Genomic DNA, 20,607 nt, shown 5'->3' with positions numbered 1-20,607 from the left:
CGTGTCCGCATGTGCGGCGTGCCGTATCACGCAAGGCAGGCGCTACACGGCGGGGGACGAAAGCTAGTCAGCGTTGGCCTTGCCGAACTTGTATCCGATCAGCAGACACGAGTAGGAAATCAGGAAGATCACACCCGTGTTGTCGCTCGACGACCAGAGCGCCAGACCGATCCAGATGGCGGCAGCCAAAAACTTGTTCTGCATCAATGCCTCGAATTGAATGGCCGGATAGCGCCGGCCTCGCCACTGCGTTTGGGTCGCAGCAACCAATGAATACGCTACCCATTTCTCCGGGATCGCGAACGTCTTGCTCTCTGTATGGCGGGTCATCCTCGGCTGGCGTGCGGGACGCCATGTCTCCTAGACCCTAGTTTTTGACCGCTGCGGATTTCCCCTGCCTATGTGTGCAGACCGCTTTACTGCACACCTCGGGGCCTCGTTAGCTGAAGAACTCCACCTTTCGGCGAGGTCCAGCGTGATCCTTGACGACGTTCAGTCGGGCATCATCATCAGCAGCATCTTCAAGATGAAATCGAAATGCCGTCTCGTCGACATTTCCGACTGCGTAGAAGAAGCTGGCCGGAATGCCGTTGGCGAGCGTGCAGGTCCAGCCAAGCTGGTTGCGATGGATGTAGGCGACATTGCCCAGATCGTCCGTCACCTTGATGCGCTTGTGGGCGGTCATATCTCGCTCCATGAGGGATGGGGTGTGGGTGAAAGCGGGTGCGGCGTATTGCGTGCCGTCATCCTGCTGGTCTCGAAGTAGTCCTCGGGATCGAGGGCATGTGCCATGTCGGGATCGACATCGACCCGCCAGCCGCCCAAGGGCAGCGAGCAGGGCAGATTGGCGGCGACACAGAATGCGCCTTCGGTCTTTGCGGTCAGGATCATCAGGCCCGTCCGGGTAGCGACCAAGGCTTGTTGAGCGCCTGGATCATGCGGGACGAGGTGAAGGCGACGAGCTGGTCGAACTCGAAGCAGCGCGCGGCCTCGCCGGTCCGGGTGACGACGTAGTGTCGGTTACTCTCGGAGCAGCGGAACTCGAACGCATCCAGACCACGTTCGCAGAACGTGCGGGTCGTGCGGACCGCGTTGTCCTGGGACTCGACGATGGCCGGATCAGCCTGCATCGGGTCGAACGGGTGAGGGGATGCCGGCAGCATCACAGGCCTCCTAAGAAAACGCGAATGCCGTTCGCGAGGTGGTCGTCGTCGGCGCCCTCGGCGATCAGCTTTTCGGCGTGGGCATAGACGCGGGTGATGGACGTCATCGGGATCAGTATCCCGGTCACCGCGCGCTGGATGCGGGCGGCGTCGACCTTGCTCTGCTTGGTACGTCGGGCCATGGGTCAGGATTCCTTCTCAAAGCGTTCAAGGGCGGTATCGAGCACGAACAGGATCGCCTCATGCGGGCTCTTGTCCTCGATCTCGACGTTGCCATCGTTGACACGCGAATAGCTGGTCTGGCCGGTCAGCTCCTTGGTGACCGATCGCAGCAGCTTGGACGCGGCCTCATAGACGCCGGCAGTGTCCCAGCTCCACTCGCCGCTCTCGGCGTCGATTGTCACATCGGCACTCTTTGCCAGCGCGCCATCGGCGCACCAGCAGACGGCGTTGGACTCGGTCGGGTAGACCTCGGAGCCGGCGGTGTCCCGGGCGAAGTAGCCCTTGGTCCAGCGTGCCGGATCGGCGATCAATTCGCGGGTGACGGTCAGCGCCTGAAACACGGTTGTCATGGTCAGACCGCCTGCCAGCCGAGAGGGACCACCGGCATCATTCGGGCAAACGCGGCGCGGTAGCGCCCGCCTTCGTTCATGAGGAAAGCGGCGTGTCGGGCGATCCGGAGGGACCGCATGCGGACTCTCTCAACGGTGCCGTCGAGCATCACAACGGTCAGGGTGGGGCGCATATTCATCGTCGATTGCCTCGTTTGTTTTCGCTATTTGCATCACTGCAAGCGGAAATGCAAGAGCAAATTGGCCCTAACATCGCCACGTTCGTGTGAGATAAATCGGGGGTCGGAAGGGCCTCGATCAGCCCTCCGAAATTCGAAATTAATTCCCCGGAAAATGGGCCGCCGACGAATTATCGGACCGGCCGAGGGGATTTTTCGGAGGCCGCCCGGACCAGGCACACCACCCCCATGGTCATCAAGACAGGGGGAGCGGACAGAGCCAGGACTAGGGCAGCATCGACCAGCAGAAGGCACTGGTCGGGACTGGTTGGAGACACCCGGACACGGTTCCGGATCAGCTCAGCCGGTCAGGGTAGCAGCGGCATCAGCCGGCGCCCATGAGATCGAAAACCCCATGAAAACCAGACGAAACGCAGCCGCCCCGGAATCGCCGGCCGCCGAACATGCACCACCTCAAGACTGAGATACGAGAGGAGGAGCAGTAAGGACAGGAGAGACAAGCCGGTCAGCTGGCGTGGTCTGTGACCAGATGCAAACGGCACCTATCAATGCACCAGATCTGACGCATACAGGCGAACTACGGGTCAGATGTAACTCAAAAGGCCAGAAGTCCGTCGAGTCGATCTTTCGCTTCCCATAAAAGGCGGGCAATTAATTGCGCCAGTTAGACCCCAAAAACACTAGATGTGGGGCCTACGGAGGCTAAAACGGTACTTTGGTGTTCAAAAACACGGGTCTAGACCCGATTTTGGGCTCTGAATTACCAGATGTAGTGCATCAGGGGTGCCACGCCTGCATGGACGCGCCCCAGATGGTCGCCGGCAAGCGCCATCACGGTGAGGAAAAAGCCAGCGACGCAGATTTCGAAGATGGTCATGGGCATGGTACGCAACTCCAGAGCAAACGTTGGCATTCAAGCAAGCGGCCGGACACACTTCCGGCGCATCATGGCTCCGGTAAGCATGGCGTCCTCGATATCGTCGGTGTAGTAGGCGGACTTCTCAGCCTTTGGGTACGGCAACTCGGCGAAGGCCACGCGGAACTCGGCATCGCGGCGGGACAGACGCATGCCTGACACCAACAGACGCTGACGGGCTTCTCGGATGGTCACCATGGGGCGCACCTTGGGCGGTGGTTGAGGGGATTGGTTCGAGGATCGCGATCAGGGCGAGCCAGTCGCGACGGGATATCGGGCAGCGGGACATCAGCGCATCACGATGCCGGCGTACCAGCTCTGGAGATGGCCGGTGCGCTTCCACTTGGCGATGCGGGGCATGATGCCGACGTCGCACTTACGGACCACGGGACGGGGCGCGCGGCGGATCTCTGGCGTGGCCGGATACTTGAAGCGGTGACGGTCGCGATCGACGGTCATCTTGCTGGCGACGACGCGGCTGGTGTCGCAATCAATCAGCCGGGCGTTCGCGGGCGACGCTTCGAGGTGGTCGAACAGGGCAAGGGTCAGCTCATACTCGACGCGATTGCCACCCGATGCCTTGGGGGTACGGTTGGCCAGGTGGGACTTGCCGCGCAGACCACGGGCGGGGCGGGCACACAGGGCAGACCCGTCGAGCAGGGTCACCCAAGAGCCATGGGCATTCTGGGTTTGCAGGTAGACACGCATGGGCGCACCTCTGGCGTTGGGAGAGTCGGTCTCGTTTGAAGGGTACGGCTTGCCACTCCCCCGACCTTGCGATCGGGAGAGGGCGCAAACCGTCCGTTAGGCGGCGACGGCGACCTTCGGAGCTTCCACGGGCGCCGGGGCGGTGACCTTGGGCGCCTTGGGTGCCTTGGCGACCTTTTCGTTCTGGCTGTCGCGCTTGGCGGTTTCGTCGGTATCCGGGCGCAGCTTCAGGAGCTGGGACACCAGCGCGGTATGGTCGCGGCCGGTTTCCTTGTGATCCTTCTCCAGCTTTTTGATGAAGGAGTCGAAGCTGGCGGACACGTCCATCGGGACATAGGCGGCCTCCGGCTTGAAGGCCCAGAACGGCTTGGCCATAGCGTTGCCGAGCAGCATCCGGTTTTCGGGCGCATACTTGATTTCGCCCTTCTCGGAGAAGGCGACCGGGCCGTGGTGTTCGAACCACGCCTTGAGCGCATTCTTGCGCGACATGTCAGGCATGGACTCGAGCAGCTTGGTCACAAGCCGGACGTCCTTATGCTTGCCGACATGCGACAGCACGGAGCACGCCGCGGTGTGGATATCGCGCTGGAGCGATGCACCGCGGGCCTTGATTGACTCAAGGGCCTTGGTAATCGCCTTCTCGCCTTCAATGAGCTTGATGACGGCGGGAGCGGTAGTCTTGACAGTGTTGGTGACAGACATAGTTCGAGTCTCCATTGGGAGTGGGGGTGATCGATAGTCATGCTGTGCTGCTATCGGGTAAGGGCAAGTCGAATGCGCTTGCCGGATAGCAGGCAGACTCCGAGCGCACGTTGAAATGCACTCGGAGTCGCTTGGTGTTTGACGTTGAAATTTTGCTAAGACGGGACTTTGCCGGGCCTAGTTCGCAATGGTCCGGACGAAACAGAAAACGCCGCGATAAATCGCCCGCGTTCCGCCGTTCCGCCTATATCATTGCGCTATTGTCTGGCTTGGTTTGTCCGCCGCTATCGCACCGCTCAAAGCATGCCATTGCCGAATAGAGCGGGAAACGATAGCCGGTTGAACCATGCATTCGGAGGCCACAAGGTTACCGCTAGGGTAACCCGCGCGTGTTAGCGTCTGGAAAGTCTATTGCGTGAACGTTCCCTAAACCAGCCGGTCAAAGCAGTTTAAGGAATGCCACGCGACTCCGTACAGGGTCGAATGCATAATTTCCGATCTAGCAGGCAACGGTATACCTAACTGAATAGGACTCTCCGATGCTATTTTCCGGTTTCGTCAACCGTCTAGGTGAAAGCCTGTAACCTATCCCCTTGCACATCCGCCCATTGAAGGGCTGCAATCCGCTGGCTTGGTATCAAGGCTTGGCCGGTTGCCCGGTTGCTACATGACACGTTCGCCGCTTTTCCCCTTCGCTCACTTGCTTACACGTTCCGCCGTCCGGCATCGGCCCAAGGCCCTAGAACGCATTTGCTTGCTACCGCTACAAGGTCCGCAATTGCTATGTGCAAGTTTCAAAGGTCCAAACTACTCGGCATCACATCGCCGGGCAGAGTCAGAAGGTTCAAGAGGGAACCGACCGCTTTGCAACTTGACCGAAACAACGTCGTTTCGATGGATTGAATATGCCGAAAGCCAATGAGGAATGCAAACGAAAATTTGCATTCGAGCAAAGAATATCATTTCAAAGTTTCAATTTTGGGAGAATATTTTTTTTCTTGACATGGGTACTGGGTCGGCCAGCTCATCCAAACTTCGAACCCCTAAAAGGCCCTTTTCCGCCAACCCCTTAGGACCATCACTGGATGTCACCCTCCAGGAGCAGCGGAGCACGGGCGGCCCTCCAAAACACCCTGGCCGCTGGGTCAGTACCGGCTGGTCGGCAAGCCTCTCCATGGCCTTCCTAAGCCCTGGAAAATGCAAACGGGGGTGGCCTTCGAAAAGACCCCACCCCATTCGGGAGGTCATCCCGAGCGGCGCCGCGCCTAAAAGGCCATTTACCGGATGAGGTCGAGGCCGAGTGTGGCGAGCGCTCCGCGCTAGTGTAGAATGACGCGATGGCGCATAAGCCCAAGTACGCCCGCTATACCATTCGCCGGGACACATTCGGCTGGTCAGTCATCGACGTGCTGACCGGCCTGGTGGCGTGCCAAGACACCGTTACCCTCACCGGGCTCAGCGCAGAAGATGCGGACGACCTCGCGGACAGCTTGTCCTGGCTCGCGCGCCGCGACGAGGAACGCCGAGACGGGCATGGGTAGCGAGCGCTCCGCGCTGAAGGATATCGATCGGCGCCGCGCGTGACCGGCTCAATTGAACGAAGGCTTCTGACGCGGCTTCGTTACCTTGATCCTGGACTCGGTCAGCTGGACCAGCTCACCGTTCTTGGAATAGCCGGTGCATTCGGTTGAGGTGATGTATTTGGGCACACCGTTGAGCCGCTCGTACTCGGTGTGCTTCGTCTCGCACGACACTTCTCCCACCCCATAGTTCGAGACGATGGCCTTCATGAACTGGTCGCCCGGCATCTCTTCAGCACCAAAGATGCTCTTGTTCAGATAGATCTGCGTTACCGTGCCGTCCGGATCCAGGTCGAACATCGCGCTTGCCAGATCCATCATGGCGTTTGGAGGAACGAATCCGATGGCTGCCGGTCCCTGCTTCAGGCGATAGCCTTGGGGCATGAGGCTGATCGCATCCTTCTTGCTCATGCCGATGAAGAACCCTTTGAACTTGGTCGCCTGTTGCGCGGCGGCCGGATGGATCAGCATCAGGCAAGCAATAATCGCAACTCCGGATCGTCTCATCGTTCACCCCCAGTTTTAGATTAGATACAACGCGGCGAACAAGTTGTCGACCATAACCGTAGGTAGCGAGCGCTACGCGCTTCTTTCAAGATCACGGCAGCATGGAGGGAGGCAGGGTTCGAAAGCGAGTGCCCCTGTCACGGTCCGCTATTACGACCGCCGGTCTGCCGACCGCCCCCCTCGATGCCGCCGCCGGTAGCGAGCGCTACGCGCTACATTCAATTCTCTCGCCGGCCGGTCCGTCGTGAATGCCATCGACGGCCTCCAGGTCCAAGTCGCAGAAGATGCAGCCGCAGCTCGGCGTGACCTTGACCGGTTCGTCCGCGGGCGGGGTGATCATGCTGGTCAGGCAGTCGGCAATCTCGTCGTTCGACCAGACCGTATGCGGCGACTCGCTGAAGAATGCCGCAAGCCCTCGCAGGGTGTCGTCGCGGCCCTGCAGCGCGCCCGGGGCGCCAGCCTGCTCCTCGGCCTTGGCGAGGATCTCGATGGCATACTGCCGATCGCGCGAGCGATACCCGGCGGCCTCGGAGTCGCGAAACGTCTTGAGGACCGTCTCGACGCCCCATCTCAACCAGTCTGTTTGCATCTGGCCTGCCTAGCACGAATGCAAACGGAAGGCAAGATTTTGGAATTGCAGCGAGCATGGCCGGCGAGCGCTCCGCGCTCAGTCATCATCGGTCCCGGCGGCTGCTGAGGTCGATCACATCGCCGTCCGCTGCCTTGATGACCGACTCGGCCAAAGGCGTCGGGTCGAAACCAAGATCCGCCAGTGCCTCGGCGACGCCCTGGCGCTGCAGCTCGGCGACCATCACCTCGACGACCTTCATAAGGCGAGCAGCCTTTGCGGCTTCATCGTTCATGTTGCACCCTCGGCGTCAGAGCCTAGACCCAATGGCCGGCGAGCGCTAAGCGCTCAAGAGGATCCAGTTCCGCCGGCCGTGATGCGGAGAATAGGCCGCCTAATCTCCGCACCGTGGGGGTGTCATCCTAACTGACAGGGGGTGTCATCCAGGATGACAGGGGGGTGTCATCCTAAGTGACACCTTTAACCACTACTTAGAACCACCACCTTAGAACCAACCCCTATAGTCCCCTTCGGGGAGGACCGGCCGAGAACTTGGGCGATGCGCGGCGGCACGGCCGGCTCGACGACTTCAGAACTGATCGGCGACGCGGCTGAAGGCTGCCGGTTCTTCACCTTGATCCACTCGCAGGTCCGCGGCCGGTACCTCCAAGCCTTGCGTTGGCGGCAAACTAAAGGTCCTTGAAACTATCCGGCAATCCGTAGATAGACGGTGCCGGCGGAGGGAGCATGACAGCATCTGTATTGAATGTGGCCATGGACGAGTCCACGCCCGAAATAATTATCTGCGCTGCTGTTCGTGCCTCCAATGGAAAGGTCATCAGAGGCCACCGGCACAGTGATGCTATCCGTGCTCTTCAAGCGATGGAGGGGTATCAGGGCGAACAACCATATGGTGACGACCATGGGTTCGTCACGTCAACCAACAGGTTCGTAAATCGGCGGGAGGCCTATCGGCTACATTTTCCCGACAGGGTAGAGCCGGATGAGCTTCGCAGCGACGACCTGTACTAACGACCGCGTGCCATGCAGGCACAGAGCCTTCACCGAGGATATCCCATGGCTGCCGTGATCAAATATCTTATGGTTTCTGTGTTGCTTGGAGCGGTGTCGGCATCTTCGGCGCATGCCGATGACATGATCCAGGCCGTGAGCTTCGCAATTACGGGGCGCGATGGGAGCACGGTAGATGTGGTGGACAAGAAAAACTGCGTCTTCCGCATGGGAGCCCGCACTTACTTCCTGAATAACATCGTGACCAACAGCATCACGTTTCAGCCCTTCACCCGGCAGATGGGCAACTACTCCCGTGTCGGTATCCACGGTAAGTCGAAGGTGATGGAAGAGGTATATCAGGGCGTTGCGCAACCGATCACCGATTACGAACTGATGGTGGAGTCTCCTGACCACGCTCGTATTATTCGTGCGTGGCAATACATCTACGCTCACGGATGCAAGGGCATAACGAGCCCCTTCTGAACTCCCGCTTCCGAGTTCAGAACTGGTCGGCGACGCGAGAGTAGGCCGGGTGCTGCCGGTTCTTCACCTTGACCCAGTGGTCGCACCGGCCGCCCTGGTAGGGGCGCTCTCTGTGCTTCGAGACCAAACCCTCGAGCCCCATGCGGCATGCCGCGTCGAAGAGGTCGGGGCCGATCTCGCCCTGTCGGCTGCCGAGGCCATCCTGAAGCCGCCGCTCATTGGCTGACGATCCCCTTGGCGCCGACGAGCGACCAGCCCCACTTCTTCTTCTTCTCGATCTCCCGCCGGTCCATCTCGAACTGGAATTTCTTGCTCTTGAGAGGATCGATGCGCATGTCGAACGTCGGGTCCGGCGCCGGACCCGTGTAGATCACGCCGGGCTCCTGGTAGTTGAAGTTGTCCACCCGGTACATCTCGGCGGGGCCGTCACCGATCGTGATGGCGAACGTGATCTCGGTGACGATGAAGCCGGTGTTGTTCTTGACCTCGGCGGTGAAGCCCGGCGTCCGCATCATGCCGAACGTGCCGTAAAAGCCGTTCGAGACCTTCAGCCCCTTCAGATCGTCGTCGGTGAGCGTGACCGAGGACTTGCGGATGCAGGCCACTTTGATCGACTTGGCCGCCACGTCGGACGTCGCGCCTTGCATGTTTTTCAGGACGCAGTCGTCGAAGGCATTCGCCTGAGCGGTCGCGGCCCAAGCGACCGCCATCGCCGCTGAAATACCGATTATTTTCACTGATCCCCCTCGATTCCCGCCCTGGACCCGTCCATTATAGGCCGCAACTTGGGGGAGAGTAATGGGCCGTTTCTGGGGAAAATGGATTGCGATCGCCGTCGCCGCCGGCTGCCTGGCCGGGTGCGCCTCGGAGCCGATGACGCCGGAGCAGCGGGCGTTCGCCGCCCAGTATCTGCTGGCGCAGCAGGCTAACCGGCCACCGCCGCCGCAGCCGTACTACATGCCGGTACCCGCGCCTGCGCCGGTCGCCCAGCCGCACAACTGCATCAGCAACGTGAACGGCAACACGATCTACACGAACTGCAATTGAGGCGGCCGTGACCGAGATAGACAAGCCGAAGGACGAATTAAAGGTAGGCCGCGCGGTCGCGTTCCTGGGCTTCGTCGGCCTGGTGCAGGCCGCCGCCGGGCTGTTCTGCCTGACGCTGATGTACGGCGTCGTGGTCATCATCTTCCGGTATGCGTTCCACGTCGAACTTTGGAATCCGTTCCGGTGACCGAGAACGTCGTCACAGGCATAACCTTCGGCGGTCCCGGGCCTACCGACACCATTTATCGCGAGATCGGACGCTTCATCTTCCAGTTCTCGCAGCTGGAGTACACTCTGCGGCACCACGTCGCCGAGATGGCCCGCATCGGCGACGAATACTTCGACATCGTGACCTCCGGACTCGACTTCGCCAAGCTGTGCTCGGCTCTGCTGGCGCTGTCCGCCAAGGAAAAAGGCGGCAAGCCGGACCCGGCGCTCAAGAATCTGATCGCCGAATGCCACGACGTCAACGCGGTTCGCATCCGCGTAGTGCACGGACTCTGGGTCGTCGGATCCGGCCATGACCGCGCGATCCATACGTCGCGGAATTCGATGAAGAGCGAGGTCCACTTCGACCGGCCAGGCGACCTCGACGCGCAGGCCGACCGCTGCGCCAGGCTGCGGTTCGAAATCGAGAAGGCGATATACGCCATTCCGATCTTCGAGAGGCCCTGATGTCCAAACAGAAACCGCCGCCGACCAGCATCGCCGTCCCCGGCATGACGTGGTCGTTCACGCTGCCGGACCGCCTCAAGATCGCCATCGCAGATGCGGTGACCGTCTTCTCGCACATCGATTGCATGCTGATTGAAAGCGTATGGGCTCTCGAACAGCCCGACCTGAAGCGGAAGAAGCAGATCGCGAAGGAACACGCGCACGAAAACATCAAGTTCATCCGCTCCATCGTCGAGGACCACATGAAGCTCGACGTGTCGGCAATGTGGGACGCGCTCGCCGAACTCCGTCAGGAGCGCAACCTGATCGCCCACGGGACGTGGTCCGTCCGCTTCGGCGGCGACATGCCCGGCGAGACGGCGACGCCGCCCGAGGGCATACCGATGGTGCTGTGGCATTCGAAGATGCTGGAGAGCGACGACTTCGTGACCGCCGAATCCTTCGACTACTGGCGGTTCGAGAAGTTCATGAAGCGCGGTCGCCATCTGCTCAACACGTTCCAGCAGTTCAAGACGATGTGCGAGAAAGCCGTCGAGGAGCAGAAGCGGTCGGGGTCGACATGATCGTCGCCGCTCTCGTCGTCGCCTACCTCCACTTTTCAAAATGAGTCCATCACTCGCAAGAACGCCGGATGAGCCCGGTTCTTCACTTTCACCCAGTCGCAGGTCCGGGGCCGATAGAGCCGATCACGGTGCTTGGACACCAAGCCCTCGAGTTCCATGCGGCATGCCGCCTCGAACAGGCTGGGGCCGATCTCGCCCTGCTCGAACGGCGCCACGAAGATGCCTTCGGGCCGGCCGCGGAGCAGCTTGCCGAGCCGGTCCTTGCGCTCGAACAGCGGCAGGTCGCGGAGGTCATCGCCGTCCAGCGCCACGAGGTCGAAGGCGTAGAGCTGGGCCTCCTCGTTGTGCCGGCCTGAGTGGAGCGCGTCGAAGTTGGAGATTCCCTGCACATCGAGCACGACGATCTCGCCGTCGATCGCAAAGCGGCTCGTGCGGATCTTGTGCGCCGTCTCGACGATCCAGGGGAAACGCCAGGTCCAGTCGAGGCCAGACTTCGATAGCAGGCGCACGTCCTTACCCTCGCGGACGATGCGACCGCGGTAGCCGTCGTATTTGACCTCGTGGATCCAGTCGGGTCCAGCGGGTACGGCCTTTTGGGCGACCGGCCGACAATATTCGAACGGTTTTGGCATTGAAGTGATCTATGAGCCCGAAGGCAAAATGCGAGTCGTGTCAGAAATTTGCGGCGATTTTCTTACAGGTCAGATCTGAAGCGGTAGCGGCAGCTGCACGCCGATCTTGCGGCCGAGCTGACCTTCGATGAAGTCCGTCAGGGCGTCGGAGACTTCGCGACCCTCGTTGCTGATCCGGCGCTCCAGCTCGCGGGCGATATCCTCGCTGGCGTCCCTCGACCATCCCTCGGATGGGTTGAACGCCACCACCCGTAGAACCTGGCCGAACTCGCCGGCCAGCAGCTGATCGATGATGTCGTCATAACCGACGCCTTCGTCGGTCTCCCGAAACGCGGCGCCGTCCCGGAACTCTTCGAGGACGATGTAGAAATCCCGGTCGAGCCGGTCGTTGGGAATAATCGAGGGCGAGGCCATACGCATAAACTCCACTGACCGGAGTCAAACGTAGGGTCGCCTCAGTCGAAATGCGAGTCGGTTTCCTTGAGCAGTGTGATGAAAGTTCCGCTCTCGTGCCACTGGCAGAACCCGCGTTCCACCAGGATATTCATGCCGGCCGAATACTCGGCAGGTGTGGCCATGTCGACGAATAGGAACGGGCCGTTGAATTTCTCGACGTGCGTGCGGCCATGCACCGGCTCGATCTTCTGGATGATCTCCCATAGCCGCTTCGCCGCAGCCTCCGGCTTCGCGTAGGGCCGCTCGTTGGTCAGTCTCATTCGCCAATTCCTCGGTGGACGGTATGGATATGCTCTTCACATGAAATCGGGATGTCAGCGCCGCAGAAGCACTTCGACCAGCCGGTGGTGGTCTGGGTCGGCATCGGCAGGCCCAGGTCGTGCATCCGGTATTTCCAAGCGGTGCGGTCGCGCTCGCGGCGCCAGACCTCAAAGTTTTCCTCGGTGAGCTTCGGTCGGAGTTCCTCCCAGGCTCGCTCGAACGCGGCCCGGCATTCTTCGAAGGTCGCACCCGTGCCGCCTGCGCCGTCGTCGGGCTCGGTGCCGGGATAGAAGCTCAGGCTCCAGCCCCACTGGTCGACGTCGATCGGGACGCCGGCTCGCTCCCCGATGTGGCCGATCTGGACGTCGCCGTAGAACACCCGCCAGCCTTTGCGGTGCGGGTCGTTGGAGGGGCGGCGGCTGAGGGCCGTCAAACCGGCAGCCTGATCCAGATCTCGCGGCCGATCTCGAGCGGCTCGGCCTCTTCGGCTTTGACCAGCTCGGCGGCGGCAAGGAGGGTATCGATCGTCACCCGCAGGCCGGTGCCTGGCTTGCGCCGCAGCGCCTCCCGCAGGGCGGTTTTTCGTTTTTCGATGTCGCTGTCTGTCATGGGCTCTATCTGCCATCTGGGGGGTCGAATTTCAACGGCGGGTCACCCTGTGTTCCGACATTTGCATCCGGGCAAAAGCTCGGGTTGACAAAAGCCGGGTACCGCTGTAGGAGTTCGTGTAGCGTTAGCATTCGTGCAAACGTAACCAAGAGCCCCTAAGACACGGCCCGGCCATCAACCGGGCAATTGGGCGGTTCCCGGACCCACAAACCCCATGCTGACCCGGCTCAAGGCCGGCTGGCAAGGCGACAGGAGTTCGGCGTGTCTAAGGGATTGCATGAATGCAAACGGTAGGGAACTCGATGTCAGCTGCTCCTGCACAATACCTGGCGACGGCGGACATCGAGTTCCTGGTGATCATTTCCAGATCGATCATCCAGCTTCTTGTGCTGAGCGGCGGCGCCATCCTGTGCGTCCTGGTCGCGATGATCGTGCTCAGCCTGATCGGTCGGTACCGCCCATGAACGCGATCGACCGCTTCAACGCGCTTCCGGCTGACCGCCGTGAGGCAATTTTGGACCGTGCCGAAGAGCTGATCCGCGCTGAGCGCGCGGGGCGCTCCGCGCCAGAGTCAAACCGACACGCCGCGGACGCGGACGGACCAGGGACGGGTGCGAACATCGTGTTGGTCTTCATCGTGCTGCTCGGCATCTGGCTCCCGGCGTTCGTGGCCTGGGCGATCCGATGATGCCCATACTCGCCTTCGACATTCTTGCCCTGATCCTCGTGGCCGTCATCTGCTGGTGGTTCAAATGAAGCTGTATCTGCGTGACGCCGTTCTCGGCATCGTCCTCGGCCTCGTCATCGGGCTGATCCTCGGCGCCGTTCGATGAGTGGTGAGACCAAAGCCAACCTGGCGCTTGCCGCCGTGCTCGTGGTCGCCATCGCCATGAACGTCTGGGCCACCGTGCAGACCAACCAGGTCCGCGCCCAGATCAACGGCATGTTCTGCATCGAGGTCAAATGACCGGGCCGACGTTCGTAATTCCGCAAGGGTTCACGCAGGTTCACATCGAGGTCCAGACTGTCCCGATCACGACCTACACGCAAACCGTTCAGCTCGCCGAGCCTGCCACGCGCTTGAGCGAGGAGGAGACCGAGAAGGTTGCTCGCTGGCTGTCCGACAGGATGACCAAGATGATCGAGCGCGACCTCTTCGGCATACCGAATTTCAAAGACCCGCTATCTGCTTCGATGCAGAGCGGGTCCACCGTTCACCCCGCCCGCAACCAACCCAAGGAAAAATAAATGGTTGATCGCACTCCCATCGAAATCGTCACCCGCGAGCCCGCTGAAGGCGGCTCCGACAACCTCAGCAACACCAAGTACTACGTGATCGGCATCGCTCTCGCCCTGATCGCCGTGACGGCCTTCCTGGCCTTCCGCTAAGGATCGAAGTCGGCTGGCTCTCCATCGAGAAGTCAGCCGGCTCTCCTCTCACAAGTTTCACAGAGCCCGGTGCCTGCCAACGGCAGCCCGGGTCACCAATCAGGAGCAGCTCATGCTGTACGCGCACTCGCCGGGTTTTCAACAGGCCGCTCCGAAAGACGAGCCGGTCAAGGAAGCAAAGCCAGCTCGCAAGTCCACGCGGAAGCCGAAGCGCTAACTGACGGAACATCACGATGCCGCAAGCACACATACCTGCCGAACTGACCGACCTCGCGATGAATGCGCTTGAGGACGAGGTAGCTTGCTGGCGGCGTATCCCGATGTACCCGGGCGTCATTCGCCTGATGCGGTTTCCGCAGCTCAGTGAGATCGACCTGTCGCCGGCCGGCGCGGCCATCTCGGACGATGCCGAGACCGTTTGCTACCACGACGTCCAGGCCAAACAGGCTGACGACCTGGTGCTTCGGTTCGCCATGGAAAAGGTCGTCGAGGCCATCCTCGGCGCAGTCTCGGTCGGCGCGTGACCCGGTGGAGAAAATCTACGCCGCGGCAAACGCCGCATCCCGCATCTACAGCGCAAGCTGGAGACGGGGAAACATCATCCGGGCGCAGACGCGCCTCAAGGACCGGTCGCTGACCCGACGCCTCGTCGACTTCTATCTCGATAGTCTCGAAACCGAGGTCAGCTACCTGCTCACGGAGAGCCAGCGCGATGCCGCCTGAGGTCACCCAGATCATCATCGCAATCGCGATCTGCATCGCCTTCATGCTCCTCCTCGTCGAGGAGCCGGCATGACCACGGTCGCCTATCGACACGGCATCATGGCCGCCGACACCCGCATGATCCAGGGCACCGCCATCATTGGCAGCATGGTCAAGATCGTGCGCCGCGACGATGGAGCACTCGCTGGCGCTGCCGGCGATGCCGGATGGGCGCAGGCCTTTCATCGCTGGTTCCTCGACGGAGAGGACGGCGAATTTCCGATGCTCGAAGAGAACAGCAAGGGCGTCATCATCCGGCGCCGTCGCAAGCCGATCGAGATGTTCGAGCAGGGCGGCACGATCGTCTTCAAGCCGCCATTCTTCGCGATGGGCAGCGGCAAGGAGTTCGCTCTCGGCGCAATGGCGCAGGGCGCCTCGGCTGAGGCGGCTGTCGAAGTCGCTATGCGGTTCGACCCGGGATCGGGCGGTAACATCACGGTGCTCCGTAATGACGAAGCCTGATCCAATCTCAACCAGTCGGCTCGCATCGGTGCTGCACCGGTCCATCCAGGTGCTCGACAAGCTGGTCGGGCCGGCAGAGGCGCAGTTCTTCATGATGCGCGGCAACGAATACCTCGGCGGCATCACGCCGGTCGAGGCCATCAAAACCAAACGGACCGCTGGCCTCCAGAACGCCATTCGCATCGTCGCGATGGAGAAGGGGATCTTCCGCGATCCCTACGAGGGCGAGCAATGAGATTGCAGATGGCAAAGCCGTGGTGCGCGGTGATCGCGGCCACGAAGGATATCGCTGAAATCTACCTGGACGCCTTTGGGCTCTCCCGGGAAATGTGGGCCATCTACCGCCACGAAGACTCGCTGCACGGTCGCCTCTTCGATCGCATCGTGGTCATCCGCCCGCACTGGCGGATGGACTTCGAAGAGACTGCGCGCTTCGAAAGACAAATCACCGAACACTGGCGCCACCGGGTTGAAACTGGCGGCCACTTCAAAGTCATCTGAGGAAATTCATGCGTTCACTCGCTCTGCTTCCCATTCTGTGCTGGCTCCTCGCCCTGTGCGCCTGGGTCACCCACGTCGTCAGCTGCCTCAAGGCCGGCGCCATCGCGCTGCTCCTGATCGGAGCCATCATCTTCCCGATCGGCGTCATCCACGGATGGCTGATCTGGCTGGGGATCATGTGATGTCTGTCATCGTTGCAGGCATCATCGTTGCGATCGGCCTGATGTTCGCCGCCAATATCCTGGCCGATGCTCTCGAAAGCGCGACAGAGGAAATCTCCTCGCGCCTCGACCTCCTTCTCGAACCGGATGAAGGCTGATGCCGTTTCCGTTTTGCTTCCTGATGTTCAGCTACGCGATATGGCAGGCGTCCATCGACCGGGCTTTTGAATTGAACCCGTTCGAGGTGCGCTATGCGAGGACTGAAGACGTTTGATCGACTAATCATCCTGGCGCCGCTGCTGTTTGTCATTCTCACCTGTCTGATGGCGCACCTGTTCAGCTGAGAGCCAGCGGCTCCCAAAAATACCGAGCACGAAAATGAAGGCTCTGAAATCATTGGCCCTTGCGGGCCTGATGATGATTGCTGCCGTGGCGCCATCCCACGCACTGATCATCGAGGACGATCCCGGCGGGATCATCGTCGACTTCGTGAAGAAGTATTCAGACATCCGGGACCGCGGCGAGACTGTCGTGGTCGACGGAGAATGCGTCTCTTCCTGCACGTTGTTCCTCGGCATCGTACCGAGGCAGAACTATTGCATCACGCCGAACGCCAGGCTCGGATTTCACACGGCATCAGTCAAGCAGAAGATGCCTGACGGTAGCTTCACCTATTCCCACGCCGAGGAGTTCTCGGCGCTGATGTGGAATATCTATCCAGGCAAGGTTCGAAAGCTGATCAAACGCATCGGCTGGAACGGTGACGACAGCTCGATCGCCCATCGGGAAATCGTCTACGTCTCTCCACGCCAGCTTGGTGCCATCGGCATCCGCTCCTGCGGTCCCGGAGACATATCGTGAGGCGGCGAAGGCTGCCTGACCGACGCACGCTGCCAGGTATCATCAAGATCGGTATCTGCGAGTACACGCTCATCCACTGGGATCCAGTGGAAGCGGAAGCTGCCGGCTGCCGGGGCGAATGCAACATCTTCACTTTCGAGATCCGGATCCGGACCGACATGCCGGACTCGCACTTCGCCGAGATCCTCGAACATGAAATCAACCACGCCTGCTGGGCTGCCGCGAAGCTGAAAGGCCGCGCAAGCGAAGAGACCGTCGTCAACAGACTGACACCGGTTCAGATCGCAGCCCGCCGCGACAACCCTGAAGTCTACGCCTGGATCGACCGGGCTGTGGCTCAGAAAGAATGAACCATGGTTAGCGCAATGGTCGCGTCCTCGAAGACGCAGGCCGAGGCGATGATCCGCTGGCAGCGCCTGGACCCCACTGAGTGGGTGCCGGTGGTCTACGGCCAGCAGCTCTCGAACCTCTACCAGCACGCAAAGCTGATCCGCCCAAGCGAAGGTGTCTTCAAGGAGCACGCCGACTGGGTCATGGGAAAGCTTCTGCCTCACCTGTGCCTCACGGTGACCACGGTGCCTCCGCACTGGAAGATCCCGCAAGAACACGTCGACTGAGAGAGACATGAAGAAGAAACATATCAAGAAGGTCTCGAAGAACATGAAGCTGACCGAGCTTCGGCTGGAGCGCAAGCGCCGCCGTCGTCGGAAGGCCAAGGGTTAACGAGACCTCAGTCATCCCCGGAGCCTGTTGAGACAGGGAGCGGCGTAAAAAGCGCCGACCGTCTGTCCGCGGCCCGGCCTGCCAGCGAGGGGTTTTCCTCCTTTCCCCGGTTGCTGGCGCCCGAGCACAAATCAGTTCGCTGCAAAACTCGGGCACCATTTTCTCGAACCGCGGAGTCCAAAATCGATCAGGTCAAATCCGTCTATAACTACGCCGTCGCCTGGGTTTCCACCCATCAGAACGCAACCGTCAACGCGATCCTCGCGGTGGTGGTGCTGAAAACCGTGCTGCTCGTCCTCTGAGGATGGCCAAGCCGTTCAGCGAATACGAATACATTAAGGCTTGGGAGGCCTGGGAGCCGAGCTTGCTTCAGCGCATCACTGTGCTGTCTTCGCCGCTCATCCTCCTCGGCCTGTACCTGATCGTATCAGGTAGCAATTAGGTGGTTCACCGGACCGGTAACGGTGACGGCTTTAACGGGATAAGCCAGTAGGCCCGTAGCCCTCGTAATTCCTCAAAGCGGCCCCCGAGGGGGAATGATTGATCATCATCAACGCGATGCGGTTGAGGCAACTGAGTGCCCGACTTCTGGATTGGGGCACTCCCACCTAATCTCGCGGCCCTGGACGAGGGGTAACAATATCGTTCACAGCCAATCGACGCAGAGGTCCATGGTATGGCGTTGACGACCGTTTGAGACGAGTAACGCCTGATGGCGCGTCGAGGTCGAAAGGATCGCGGTGCTGAAACCACCCCGCGAGACTAATTCGCTGTTCGCGAATTGCGAATACTGAGTTCCAGTATACCGCATACTTCAGAACAGTAGACGAGAAGCCGAAAGGCGCACGCATACCCCCATCGCGTCCCGACGACTGGCTTACGCCGTCGCTTGAAGAAATCGGGCTGGGGAACGTCATTCAAAAAACATGCATCGGAGTCCTCCGGCGAAGGCGCCCGGTCTCCAAAACTGTTGTGAGAGAGTTCAAGTCTCTCCTCCGGTGCCAACAACAAAAAAAGAAGAACGATGAGCACGCAGCGGTACCGCGTTATCGCCCCGAAGGGCATCTTCGTCGGCGAAGACTTTTACGACATCAACGCCATCGTCAATCTGACGACCGCTGGTGCAAAATATCTAGTCCGGGACAGCAAGATTGCGATTGCTTCCGATCAGGCGCCAGTCGGCGAGCTGCCGGGACCGAGCGAAGATGAAGTTCTTGTCGACATCAAGGTTGGCAACCGGTTCCTGTCCGTAACGCTTACCAAGCTCCGGGCAATGTTCCCGAGTATCGTTGGACCAGAAGGTCAAGAAGGCCCTCCTGGACCGCGTGGCCTGAAGGGGGACAGGGGTGAAAAGGGTGTAAAGGGAGACACCGGAGGCATCACGGATGATCTCGCAAATGCGTTTGCCGCTGTGGAAGCGCGGGTAGACGTAGCGAACACCAGTGCTGCCAGCGCGGCTTCTAGTGCCGCTGAAGGTCTCGCAAGCAAGACATCTGCCGCGGCTTCGAAAATCAGCGCCAATACAAGCGAGGCCAACGCAGCTACCAGCGCTGCTACGGCATCGGCCAAAGCCGGCGACGCAAAAACCAGCGAGACCAACGCTAGCAATAGCGCCACCGCAGCGGCCGGAAGCGCATCGAGCGCATTGGGTAGCCTGAATAGCTTCAAGGGCGCTTGGTACGGAGCGCAATCCTCTGACCCGACCCTTGATCCGCTCGGCGCCGCCATCACAGCTGGCGGAATGTATTGGAATACGACTTCCCATACGCTGAAGATCTACAGTGGCTCTGCCTGGGGCGCATATAGCGCTACGGCTGGCGTTCCAACGGTATTTGGGCGGACCGGCGCAGTAACGGCGCAGGCCGGCGACTACACCTTCGCGCAGATTGGCAGCAAGCCAACCACCATCTCGGGATATGGCATCACCGACACCCTGACGAACACTGTCTTCGGACGCTCAGGGGCTGTAACCGCTCAGGCTGGTGACTACAACTTCTCTCAGCTCGGTTCCAAGCCGACCACGCTGGGCGGCTATGGCATCACCGACGCGGTGAGTGCATCGAGCCTTGGCGCCAGCAACGGCGTTGCTACCCTCGATGCCGGCGGAAAGCTGTCGACCTCTCAGATCCCTGCTTCTCTTGTCGGGGCTGTTGTCTATCACGGCACCTGGGACGCCAGCACCAATACGCCGCCGCTCGCTTCAGGCGTTGGCACCAAGGGCTGGTACTACAAGGTCTCAGTTCCAGGCACGACGAACATCGACGGCCATAACACCTGGCAAGTCGGTGATACGATCATCTTCGATGGCACGACCTGGGATGCGATCGACGGCGCCGATAACGAAGTTCAGACGGTGTTTGGTCGCTACGGTGCGGTCACGGCTCAGGCTGGCGACTACACGTTCGCTCAAATCGGCGCCAAACCAACGACGATTGCTGGCTACGGCATTACCGACGCGATTGCCAATACGGTCTTTGGTCGTAGCGGAGCTGTCACAGCTCAGGCCAATGACTACACGTTCGCTCAGATCGGATCGAAGCCGACCAACCTGTCCGGCTACGGCATTACCGATGCGGTTGCTCTTGCCGGAAACCAGACGATCACTGGCGGCTTCAAGTTCACGCCAGCCAACCTCGGAACGTTCACCAGCTTCACGGTCAATCCGGCTCTGGGCAACTACCAGTTCGGCAGCAACGCTGGCGCTTTCACACTGACGGCACCAGCAACTGACTGCGCTGTCGACCTTCTCATCGTCAACGCGGCCGGTGCAGGTGCCATCACGGTATCAGGCTTTTCCATCGGAACGACCGGTGACGCGATTACGACCACGAACGGCAGCAAGTTCATCATGTCGATCAGGCGCATCAACAGCATCTCGACCTACACGATAAAGGCACTCCAGTGACGCAGATTGTTCTTTCGTCTGGGTCGCAGCTTATTATCCCTGCGGATTGCGTCAAATTCGACAGCGTCGAATGCATGGGAGCGGGTGCGCAAGGCGCAGCTGGTGTTGGTACTGACGGCCTTACTTCTCCAGGAAATGGTGGGTACGGTGGTGGTGGCGGTGCTTACGCTCGAAGAAACAACGTACCCGTCACTCCCGGATCGACGGT

41 protein-coding genes are annotated in these 20,607 nt (G+C 60.5%); 22 read left to right on the top strand and 19 right to left on the bottom strand.

Annotated elements, in window-relative coordinates:
- Positions 1–63: 63 nt before the first annotated feature.
- The 10 genes from BLR13_RS39330 to BLR13_RS39290 all read right to left on the bottom strand — a co-directional run bounded on the left by BLR13_RS39330 (position 64) and on the right by BLR13_RS39290 (position 4,240).
- Positions 64–330, bottom strand: a complete 267-nt coding sequence (locus BLR13_RS39330) for a hypothetical protein (protein WP_091977255.1) — start codon at positions 328–330, stop codon at positions 64–66.
- A gap of 109 nt (positions 331–439) precedes the next feature.
- Positions 440–685: a hypothetical protein gene (locus BLR13_RS39325; protein ID WP_091977253.1), complete on the bottom strand. Its 246-nt coding sequence runs from the start codon at positions 683–685 to the stop codon at positions 440–442.
- Complete coding sequence (locus tag BLR13_RS39320; protein ID WP_091977251.1) at positions 682–891, bottom strand: hypothetical protein; 210 nt, start codon at positions 889–891, stop codon at positions 682–684. The genes BLR13_RS39325 and BLR13_RS39320 overlap by 4 nt, the downstream gene beginning before the upstream one ends.
- Positions 891–1,163 (bottom strand): hypothetical protein, encoded by a 273-nt coding sequence (locus BLR13_RS39315; RefSeq protein ID WP_091977249.1) that lies wholly within the window; start codon positions 1,161–1,163, stop codon positions 891–893. The genes BLR13_RS39320 and BLR13_RS39315 overlap by 1 nt, the downstream gene beginning before the upstream one ends.
- Positions 1,163–1,345, bottom strand: a complete 183-nt coding sequence (locus tag BLR13_RS39310; protein WP_091977246.1) for a hypothetical protein — start codon at positions 1,343–1,345, stop codon at positions 1,163–1,165. Before BLR13_RS39310 ends, BLR13_RS39315 begins: the two co-directional genes overlap by 1 nt.
- Positions 1,346–1,348: 3 nt before the next feature.
- On the bottom strand, positions 1,349–1,735 hold the full coding sequence (locus BLR13_RS39305) for a DUF6197 family protein (protein ID WP_157793783.1): 387 nt from the start codon (positions 1,733–1,735) through the stop codon (positions 1,349–1,351).
- 939 nt (positions 1,736–2,674) lie between these two features.
- Positions 2,675–2,797, bottom strand: coding sequence for a hypothetical protein (locus BLR13_RS42370; protein WP_283808263.1), 123 nt, complete (start codon positions 2,795–2,797; stop codon positions 2,675–2,677).
- 30 nt (positions 2,798–2,827) lie between these two features.
- A complete protein-coding gene (locus tag BLR13_RS39300) occupies positions 2,828–3,028 on the bottom strand; it encodes a hypothetical protein (RefSeq protein WP_091977242.1) in 201 nt (66 codons plus the stop codon).
- A gap of 90 nt (positions 3,029–3,118) precedes the next feature.
- Positions 3,119–3,538 carry a hypothetical protein gene (locus BLR13_RS39295; protein ID WP_091977240.1) on the bottom strand — a complete coding sequence of 140 codons (420 nt, stop codon included), beginning with the start codon at positions 3,536–3,538 and terminating at the stop codon, positions 3,119–3,121.
- A 96-nt stretch (positions 3,539–3,634) separates the two neighbouring features.
- Entirely contained in the window at positions 3,635–4,240 is a 606-nt protein-coding gene (locus tag BLR13_RS39290) for a hypothetical protein (RefSeq protein ID WP_091977238.1), read from the bottom strand.
- Positions 4,241–5,577: 1,337 nt separating this feature from the next.
- Between BLR13_RS39290 and BLR13_RS39285 the strand changes: the two genes are divergently transcribed.
- On the top strand, positions 5,578–5,781 hold the full coding sequence (locus BLR13_RS39285; protein WP_091977236.1) for a hypothetical protein: 204 nt from the start codon (positions 5,578–5,580) through the stop codon (positions 5,779–5,781).
- A gap of 48 nt (positions 5,782–5,829) precedes the next feature.
- Here BLR13_RS39285 and BLR13_RS39280 read toward each other — a convergent pair whose 3' ends face one another.
- The 3 genes from BLR13_RS39280 to BLR13_RS39270 all read right to left on the bottom strand — a co-directional run bounded on the left by BLR13_RS39280 (position 5,830) and on the right by BLR13_RS39270 (position 7,190).
- Positions 5,830–6,291 (bottom strand): hypothetical protein, encoded by a 462-nt coding sequence (locus BLR13_RS39280; RefSeq protein WP_091977233.1) that lies wholly within the window; start codon positions 6,289–6,291, stop codon positions 5,830–5,832.
- Positions 6,292–6,532: 241 nt separating this feature from the next.
- Positions 6,533–6,916, bottom strand: coding sequence for a hypothetical protein (locus tag BLR13_RS39275; protein ID WP_091977230.1), 384 nt, complete (start codon positions 6,914–6,916; stop codon positions 6,533–6,535).
- Between the two features lie 85 nt (positions 6,917–7,001).
- On the bottom strand, positions 7,002–7,190 hold the full coding sequence (locus BLR13_RS39270; RefSeq protein WP_091977228.1) for a hypothetical protein: 189 nt from the start codon (positions 7,188–7,190) through the stop codon (positions 7,002–7,004).
- Positions 7,191–7,972: 782 nt separating this feature from the next.
- On the opposite strand from BLR13_RS39270, the gene BLR13_RS39260 reads away from it, so the two are divergent.
- Positions 7,973–8,392, top strand: coding sequence for a hypothetical protein (locus BLR13_RS39260; RefSeq protein ID WP_091977222.1), 420 nt, complete (start codon positions 7,973–7,975; stop codon positions 8,390–8,392).
- 215 nt (positions 8,393–8,607) lie between these two features.
- On the opposite strand, the gene BLR13_RS39250 is transcribed toward BLR13_RS39260, so the two are convergent.
- Positions 8,608–9,129 (bottom strand): hypothetical protein, encoded by a 522-nt coding sequence (locus BLR13_RS39250; protein WP_157793782.1) that lies wholly within the window; start codon positions 9,127–9,129, stop codon positions 8,608–8,610.
- Between the two features lie 61 nt (positions 9,130–9,190).
- Here BLR13_RS39250 and BLR13_RS39245 point away from each other — a divergent pair, with 61 nt between their 5' ends.
- The 4 genes from BLR13_RS39245 to BLR13_RS39230 are packed head-to-tail and all read left to right on the top strand — an operon-like array spanning position 9,191 to position 10,677.
- Positions 9,191–9,439: a hypothetical protein gene (locus tag BLR13_RS39245; protein WP_091977217.1), complete on the top strand. Its 249-nt coding sequence runs from the start codon at positions 9,191–9,193 to the stop codon at positions 9,437–9,439.
- A 7-nt stretch (positions 9,440–9,446) separates the two neighbouring features.
- Entirely contained in the window at positions 9,447–9,626 is a 180-nt protein-coding gene (locus tag BLR13_RS39240; protein WP_091977215.1) for a hypothetical protein, read from the top strand.
- A complete protein-coding gene (locus BLR13_RS39235) occupies positions 9,623–10,114 on the top strand; it encodes a hypothetical protein (RefSeq protein WP_091977212.1) in 492 nt (163 codons plus the stop codon). Before BLR13_RS39240 ends, BLR13_RS39235 begins: the two co-directional genes overlap by 4 nt.
- Complete coding sequence (locus tag BLR13_RS39230) at positions 10,114–10,677, top strand: hypothetical protein (RefSeq protein ID WP_091977208.1); 564 nt, start codon at positions 10,114–10,116, stop codon at positions 10,675–10,677. The genes BLR13_RS39235 and BLR13_RS39230 overlap by 1 nt, the downstream gene beginning before the upstream one ends.
- A gap of 35 nt (positions 10,678–10,712) precedes the next feature.
- Here the strand turns inward: BLR13_RS39230 and BLR13_RS39225 are convergent, their stop codons facing one another.
- The 5 genes from BLR13_RS39225 to BLR13_RS39205 all read right to left on the bottom strand — a co-directional run bounded on the left by BLR13_RS39225 (position 10,713) and on the right by BLR13_RS39205 (position 12,635).
- Complete coding sequence (locus tag BLR13_RS39225; RefSeq protein WP_091977205.1) at positions 10,713–11,309, bottom strand: RNA ligase family protein; 597 nt, start codon at positions 11,307–11,309, stop codon at positions 10,713–10,715.
- A gap of 69 nt (positions 11,310–11,378) precedes the next feature.
- Positions 11,379–11,723, bottom strand: a complete 345-nt coding sequence (locus tag BLR13_RS39220) for a hypothetical protein (protein ID WP_244525034.1) — start codon at positions 11,721–11,723, stop codon at positions 11,379–11,381.
- 41 nt (positions 11,724–11,764) lie between these two features.
- Positions 11,765–12,025, bottom strand: coding sequence for a hypothetical protein (locus BLR13_RS39215; RefSeq protein WP_091977200.1), 261 nt, complete (start codon positions 12,023–12,025; stop codon positions 11,765–11,767).
- Positions 12,022–12,459: a hypothetical protein gene (locus BLR13_RS39210; protein ID WP_091977197.1), complete on the bottom strand. Its 438-nt coding sequence runs from the start codon at positions 12,457–12,459 to the stop codon at positions 12,022–12,024. The genes BLR13_RS39215 and BLR13_RS39210 overlap by 4 nt, the downstream gene beginning before the upstream one ends.
- Positions 12,456–12,635: a hypothetical protein gene (locus tag BLR13_RS39205; protein WP_091977194.1), complete on the bottom strand. Its 180-nt coding sequence runs from the start codon at positions 12,633–12,635 to the stop codon at positions 12,456–12,458. The genes BLR13_RS39210 and BLR13_RS39205 overlap by 4 nt, the downstream gene beginning before the upstream one ends.
- A 302-nt stretch (positions 12,636–12,937) precedes the next feature.
- Here BLR13_RS39205 and BLR13_RS39200 point away from each other — a divergent pair, with 302 nt between their 5' ends.
- From BLR13_RS39200 to BLR13_RS39140, 16 genes are all read left to right on the top strand, one after another.
- Positions 12,938–13,099 (top strand): hypothetical protein, encoded by a 162-nt coding sequence (locus BLR13_RS39200; RefSeq protein ID WP_157793781.1) that lies wholly within the window; start codon positions 12,938–12,940, stop codon positions 13,097–13,099.
- A complete protein-coding gene (locus BLR13_RS39195; protein WP_091977189.1) occupies positions 13,096–13,323 on the top strand; it encodes a hypothetical protein in 228 nt (75 codons plus the stop codon). The genes BLR13_RS39200 and BLR13_RS39195 overlap by 4 nt, the downstream gene beginning before the upstream one ends.
- Before the next feature lie 141 nt (positions 13,324–13,464).
- Positions 13,465–13,602 (top strand): hypothetical protein, encoded by a 138-nt coding sequence (locus BLR13_RS40930; protein ID WP_157793780.1) that lies wholly within the window; start codon positions 13,465–13,467, stop codon positions 13,600–13,602.
- On the top strand, positions 13,599–13,883 hold the full coding sequence (locus BLR13_RS39190; protein ID WP_091977186.1) for a hypothetical protein: 285 nt from the start codon (positions 13,599–13,601) through the stop codon (positions 13,881–13,883). The genes BLR13_RS40930 and BLR13_RS39190 overlap by 4 nt, the downstream gene beginning before the upstream one ends.
- Positions 13,884–14,024: a hypothetical protein gene (locus BLR13_RS40925; protein WP_157793779.1), complete on the top strand. Its 141-nt coding sequence runs from the start codon at positions 13,884–13,886 to the stop codon at positions 14,022–14,024.
- A gap of 233 nt (positions 14,025–14,257) precedes the next feature.
- Positions 14,258–14,548, top strand: a complete 291-nt coding sequence (locus tag BLR13_RS39185; RefSeq protein WP_091977183.1) for a hypothetical protein — start codon at positions 14,258–14,260, stop codon at positions 14,546–14,548.
- A 4-nt stretch (positions 14,549–14,552) separates the two neighbouring features.
- Positions 14,553–14,747 carry a hypothetical protein gene (locus tag BLR13_RS39180; RefSeq protein ID WP_091977180.1) on the top strand — a complete coding sequence of 65 codons (195 nt, stop codon included), beginning with the start codon at positions 14,553–14,555 and terminating at the stop codon, positions 14,745–14,747.
- Between the two features lie 69 nt (positions 14,748–14,816).
- Positions 14,817–15,248, top strand: coding sequence for a hypothetical protein (locus tag BLR13_RS39175; RefSeq protein ID WP_091977178.1), 432 nt, complete (start codon positions 14,817–14,819; stop codon positions 15,246–15,248).
- Positions 15,235–15,483: a hypothetical protein gene (locus tag BLR13_RS39170; RefSeq protein ID WP_091977175.1), complete on the top strand. Its 249-nt coding sequence runs from the start codon at positions 15,235–15,237 to the stop codon at positions 15,481–15,483. Before BLR13_RS39175 ends, BLR13_RS39170 begins: the two co-directional genes overlap by 14 nt.
- An 8-nt stretch (positions 15,484–15,491) precedes the next feature.
- Complete coding sequence (locus BLR13_RS39165; protein WP_091977173.1) at positions 15,492–15,749, top strand: hypothetical protein; 258 nt, start codon at positions 15,492–15,494, stop codon at positions 15,747–15,749.
- Between the two features lie 8 nt (positions 15,750–15,757).
- Positions 15,758–15,931: a hypothetical protein gene (locus BLR13_RS41295; protein WP_172805598.1), complete on the top strand. Its 174-nt coding sequence runs from the start codon at positions 15,758–15,760 to the stop codon at positions 15,929–15,931.
- A complete protein-coding gene (locus BLR13_RS40920; protein WP_157793778.1) occupies positions 15,931–16,068 on the top strand; it encodes a hypothetical protein in 138 nt (45 codons plus the stop codon). The genes BLR13_RS41295 and BLR13_RS40920 overlap by 1 nt, the downstream gene beginning before the upstream one ends.
- A gap of 220 nt (positions 16,069–16,288) precedes the next feature.
- Positions 16,289–16,771, top strand: coding sequence for a hypothetical protein (locus BLR13_RS39160; protein ID WP_091977170.1), 483 nt, complete (start codon positions 16,289–16,291; stop codon positions 16,769–16,771).
- Positions 16,768–17,121: a hypothetical protein gene (locus BLR13_RS39155; RefSeq protein WP_157793777.1), complete on the top strand. Its 354-nt coding sequence runs from the start codon at positions 16,768–16,770 to the stop codon at positions 17,119–17,121. The genes BLR13_RS39160 and BLR13_RS39155 overlap by 4 nt, the downstream gene beginning before the upstream one ends.
- 3 nt (positions 17,122–17,124) lie before the next feature.
- Positions 17,125–17,388: a hypothetical protein gene (locus tag BLR13_RS39150; RefSeq protein ID WP_091977165.1), complete on the top strand. Its 264-nt coding sequence runs from the start codon at positions 17,125–17,127 to the stop codon at positions 17,386–17,388.
- A 1,130-nt stretch (positions 17,389–18,518) separates the two neighbouring features.
- Positions 18,519–20,399, top strand: coding sequence for a collagen-like protein (locus tag BLR13_RS39140; RefSeq protein WP_091977159.1), 1,881 nt, complete (start codon positions 18,519–18,521; stop codon positions 20,397–20,399).
- The last annotated feature ends 208 nt before the right edge of the window (positions 20,400–20,607 follow it).

Origin of the sequence: Bradyrhizobium ottawaense (assembly GCF_900099825.1) — a bacterium.
Classification (GTDB): domain Bacteria; phylum Pseudomonadota; class Alphaproteobacteria; order Rhizobiales; family Xanthobacteraceae; genus Bradyrhizobium; species Bradyrhizobium ottawaense_A.
This window is presented reverse-complemented; position numbering and strand designations above follow the sequence as displayed.

Coding starts and splice junctions, on each gene's coding strand:
- BLR13_RS39330 (WP_091977255.1), bottom strand. CDS start 330: ATGACCCGCCATACAGAGAGCAAGACGTTCGCGATCCCGGAGAAATGG.
- BLR13_RS39325 (WP_091977253.1), bottom strand. CDS start 685: ATGACCGCCCACAAGCGCATCAAGGTGACGGACGATCTGGGCAATGTC.
- BLR13_RS39320 (WP_091977251.1), bottom strand. CDS start 891: ATGATCCTGACCGCAAAGACCGAAGGCGCATTCTGTGTCGCCGCCAAT.
- BLR13_RS39315 (WP_091977249.1), bottom strand. CDS start 1,163: ATGCTGCCGGCATCCCCTCACCCGTTCGACCCGATGCAGGCTGATCCG.
- BLR13_RS39310 (WP_091977246.1), bottom strand. CDS start 1,345: ATGGCCCGACGTACCAAGCAGAGCAAGGTCGACGCCGCCCGCATCCAG.
- BLR13_RS39305 (WP_157793783.1), bottom strand. CDS start 1,735: ATGACAACCGTGTTTCAGGCGCTGACCGTCACCCGCGAATTGATCGCC.
- BLR13_RS42370 (WP_283808263.1), bottom strand. CDS start 2,797: ATGCCCATGACCATCTTCGAAATCTGCGTCGCTGGCTTTTTCCTCACC.
- BLR13_RS39300 (WP_091977242.1), bottom strand. CDS start 3,028: ATGGTGACCATCCGAGAAGCCCGTCAGCGTCTGTTGGTGTCAGGCATG.
- BLR13_RS39295 (WP_091977240.1), bottom strand. CDS start 3,538: ATGCGTGTCTACCTGCAAACCCAGAATGCCCATGGCTCTTGGGTGACC.
- BLR13_RS39290 (WP_091977238.1), bottom strand. CDS start 4,240: ATGTCTGTCACCAACACTGTCAAGACTACCGCTCCCGCCGTCATCAAG.
- BLR13_RS39285 (WP_091977236.1), top strand. CDS start 5,578: ATGGCGCATAAGCCCAAGTACGCCCGCTATACCATTCGCCGGGACACA.
- BLR13_RS39280 (WP_091977233.1), bottom strand. CDS start 6,291: ATGCTGATCCATCCGGCCGCCGCGCAACAGGCGACCAAGTTCAAAGGG.
- BLR13_RS39275 (WP_091977230.1), bottom strand. CDS start 6,916: ATGCAAACAGACTGGTTGAGATGGGGCGTCGAGACGGTCCTCAAGACG.
- BLR13_RS39270 (WP_091977228.1), bottom strand. CDS start 7,190: ATGAACGATGAAGCCGCAAAGGCTGCTCGCCTTATGAAGGTCGTCGAG.
- BLR13_RS39260 (WP_091977222.1), top strand. CDS start 7,973: ATGGCTGCCGTGATCAAATATCTTATGGTTTCTGTGTTGCTTGGAGCG.
- BLR13_RS39245 (WP_091977217.1), top strand. CDS start 9,191: ATGGGCCGTTTCTGGGGAAAATGGATTGCGATCGCCGTCGCCGCCGGC.
- BLR13_RS39230 (WP_091977208.1), top strand. CDS start 10,114: ATGTCCAAACAGAAACCGCCGCCGACCAGCATCGCCGTCCCCGGCATG.
- BLR13_RS39225 (WP_091977205.1), bottom strand. CDS start 11,309: ATGCCAAAACCGTTCGAATATTGTCGGCCGGTCGCCCAAAAGGCCGTA.
- BLR13_RS39220 (WP_244525034.1), bottom strand. CDS start 11,723: ATGGCCTCGCCCTCGATTATTCCCAACGACCGGCTCGACCGGGATTTC.
- BLR13_RS39215 (WP_091977200.1), bottom strand. CDS start 12,025: ATGAGACTGACCAACGAGCGGCCCTACGCGAAGCCGGAGGCTGCGGCG.
- BLR13_RS39205 (WP_091977194.1), bottom strand. CDS start 12,635: ATGACAGACAGCGACATCGAAAAACGAAAAACCGCCCTGCGGGAGGCG.
- BLR13_RS39200 (WP_157793781.1), top strand. CDS start 12,938: ATGTCAGCTGCTCCTGCACAATACCTGGCGACGGCGGACATCGAGTTC.
- BLR13_RS39195 (WP_091977189.1), top strand. CDS start 13,096: ATGAACGCGATCGACCGCTTCAACGCGCTTCCGGCTGACCGCCGTGAG.
- BLR13_RS40930 (WP_157793780.1), top strand. CDS start 13,465: ATGAGTGGTGAGACCAAAGCCAACCTGGCGCTTGCCGCCGTGCTCGTG.
- BLR13_RS39190 (WP_091977186.1), top strand. CDS start 13,599: ATGACCGGGCCGACGTTCGTAATTCCGCAAGGGTTCACGCAGGTTCAC.
- BLR13_RS40925 (WP_157793779.1), top strand. CDS start 13,884: ATGGTTGATCGCACTCCCATCGAAATCGTCACCCGCGAGCCCGCTGAA.
- BLR13_RS39185 (WP_091977183.1), top strand. CDS start 14,258: ATGCCGCAAGCACACATACCTGCCGAACTGACCGACCTCGCGATGAAT.
- BLR13_RS39175 (WP_091977178.1), top strand. CDS start 14,817: ATGACCACGGTCGCCTATCGACACGGCATCATGGCCGCCGACACCCGC.
- BLR13_RS39170 (WP_091977175.1), top strand. CDS start 15,235: ATGACGAAGCCTGATCCAATCTCAACCAGTCGGCTCGCATCGGTGCTG.
- BLR13_RS39165 (WP_091977173.1), top strand. CDS start 15,492: ATGGCAAAGCCGTGGTGCGCGGTGATCGCGGCCACGAAGGATATCGCT.
- BLR13_RS41295 (WP_172805598.1), top strand. CDS start 15,758: ATGCGTTCACTCGCTCTGCTTCCCATTCTGTGCTGGCTCCTCGCCCTG.
- BLR13_RS40920 (WP_157793778.1), top strand. CDS start 15,931: ATGTCTGTCATCGTTGCAGGCATCATCGTTGCGATCGGCCTGATGTTC.
- BLR13_RS39160 (WP_091977170.1), top strand. CDS start 16,289: ATGAAGGCTCTGAAATCATTGGCCCTTGCGGGCCTGATGATGATTGCT.
- BLR13_RS39150 (WP_091977165.1), top strand. CDS start 17,125: ATGGTTAGCGCAATGGTCGCGTCCTCGAAGACGCAGGCCGAGGCGATG.
- BLR13_RS39140 (WP_091977159.1), top strand. CDS start 18,519: ATGAGCACGCAGCGGTACCGCGTTATCGCCCCGAAGGGCATCTTCGTC.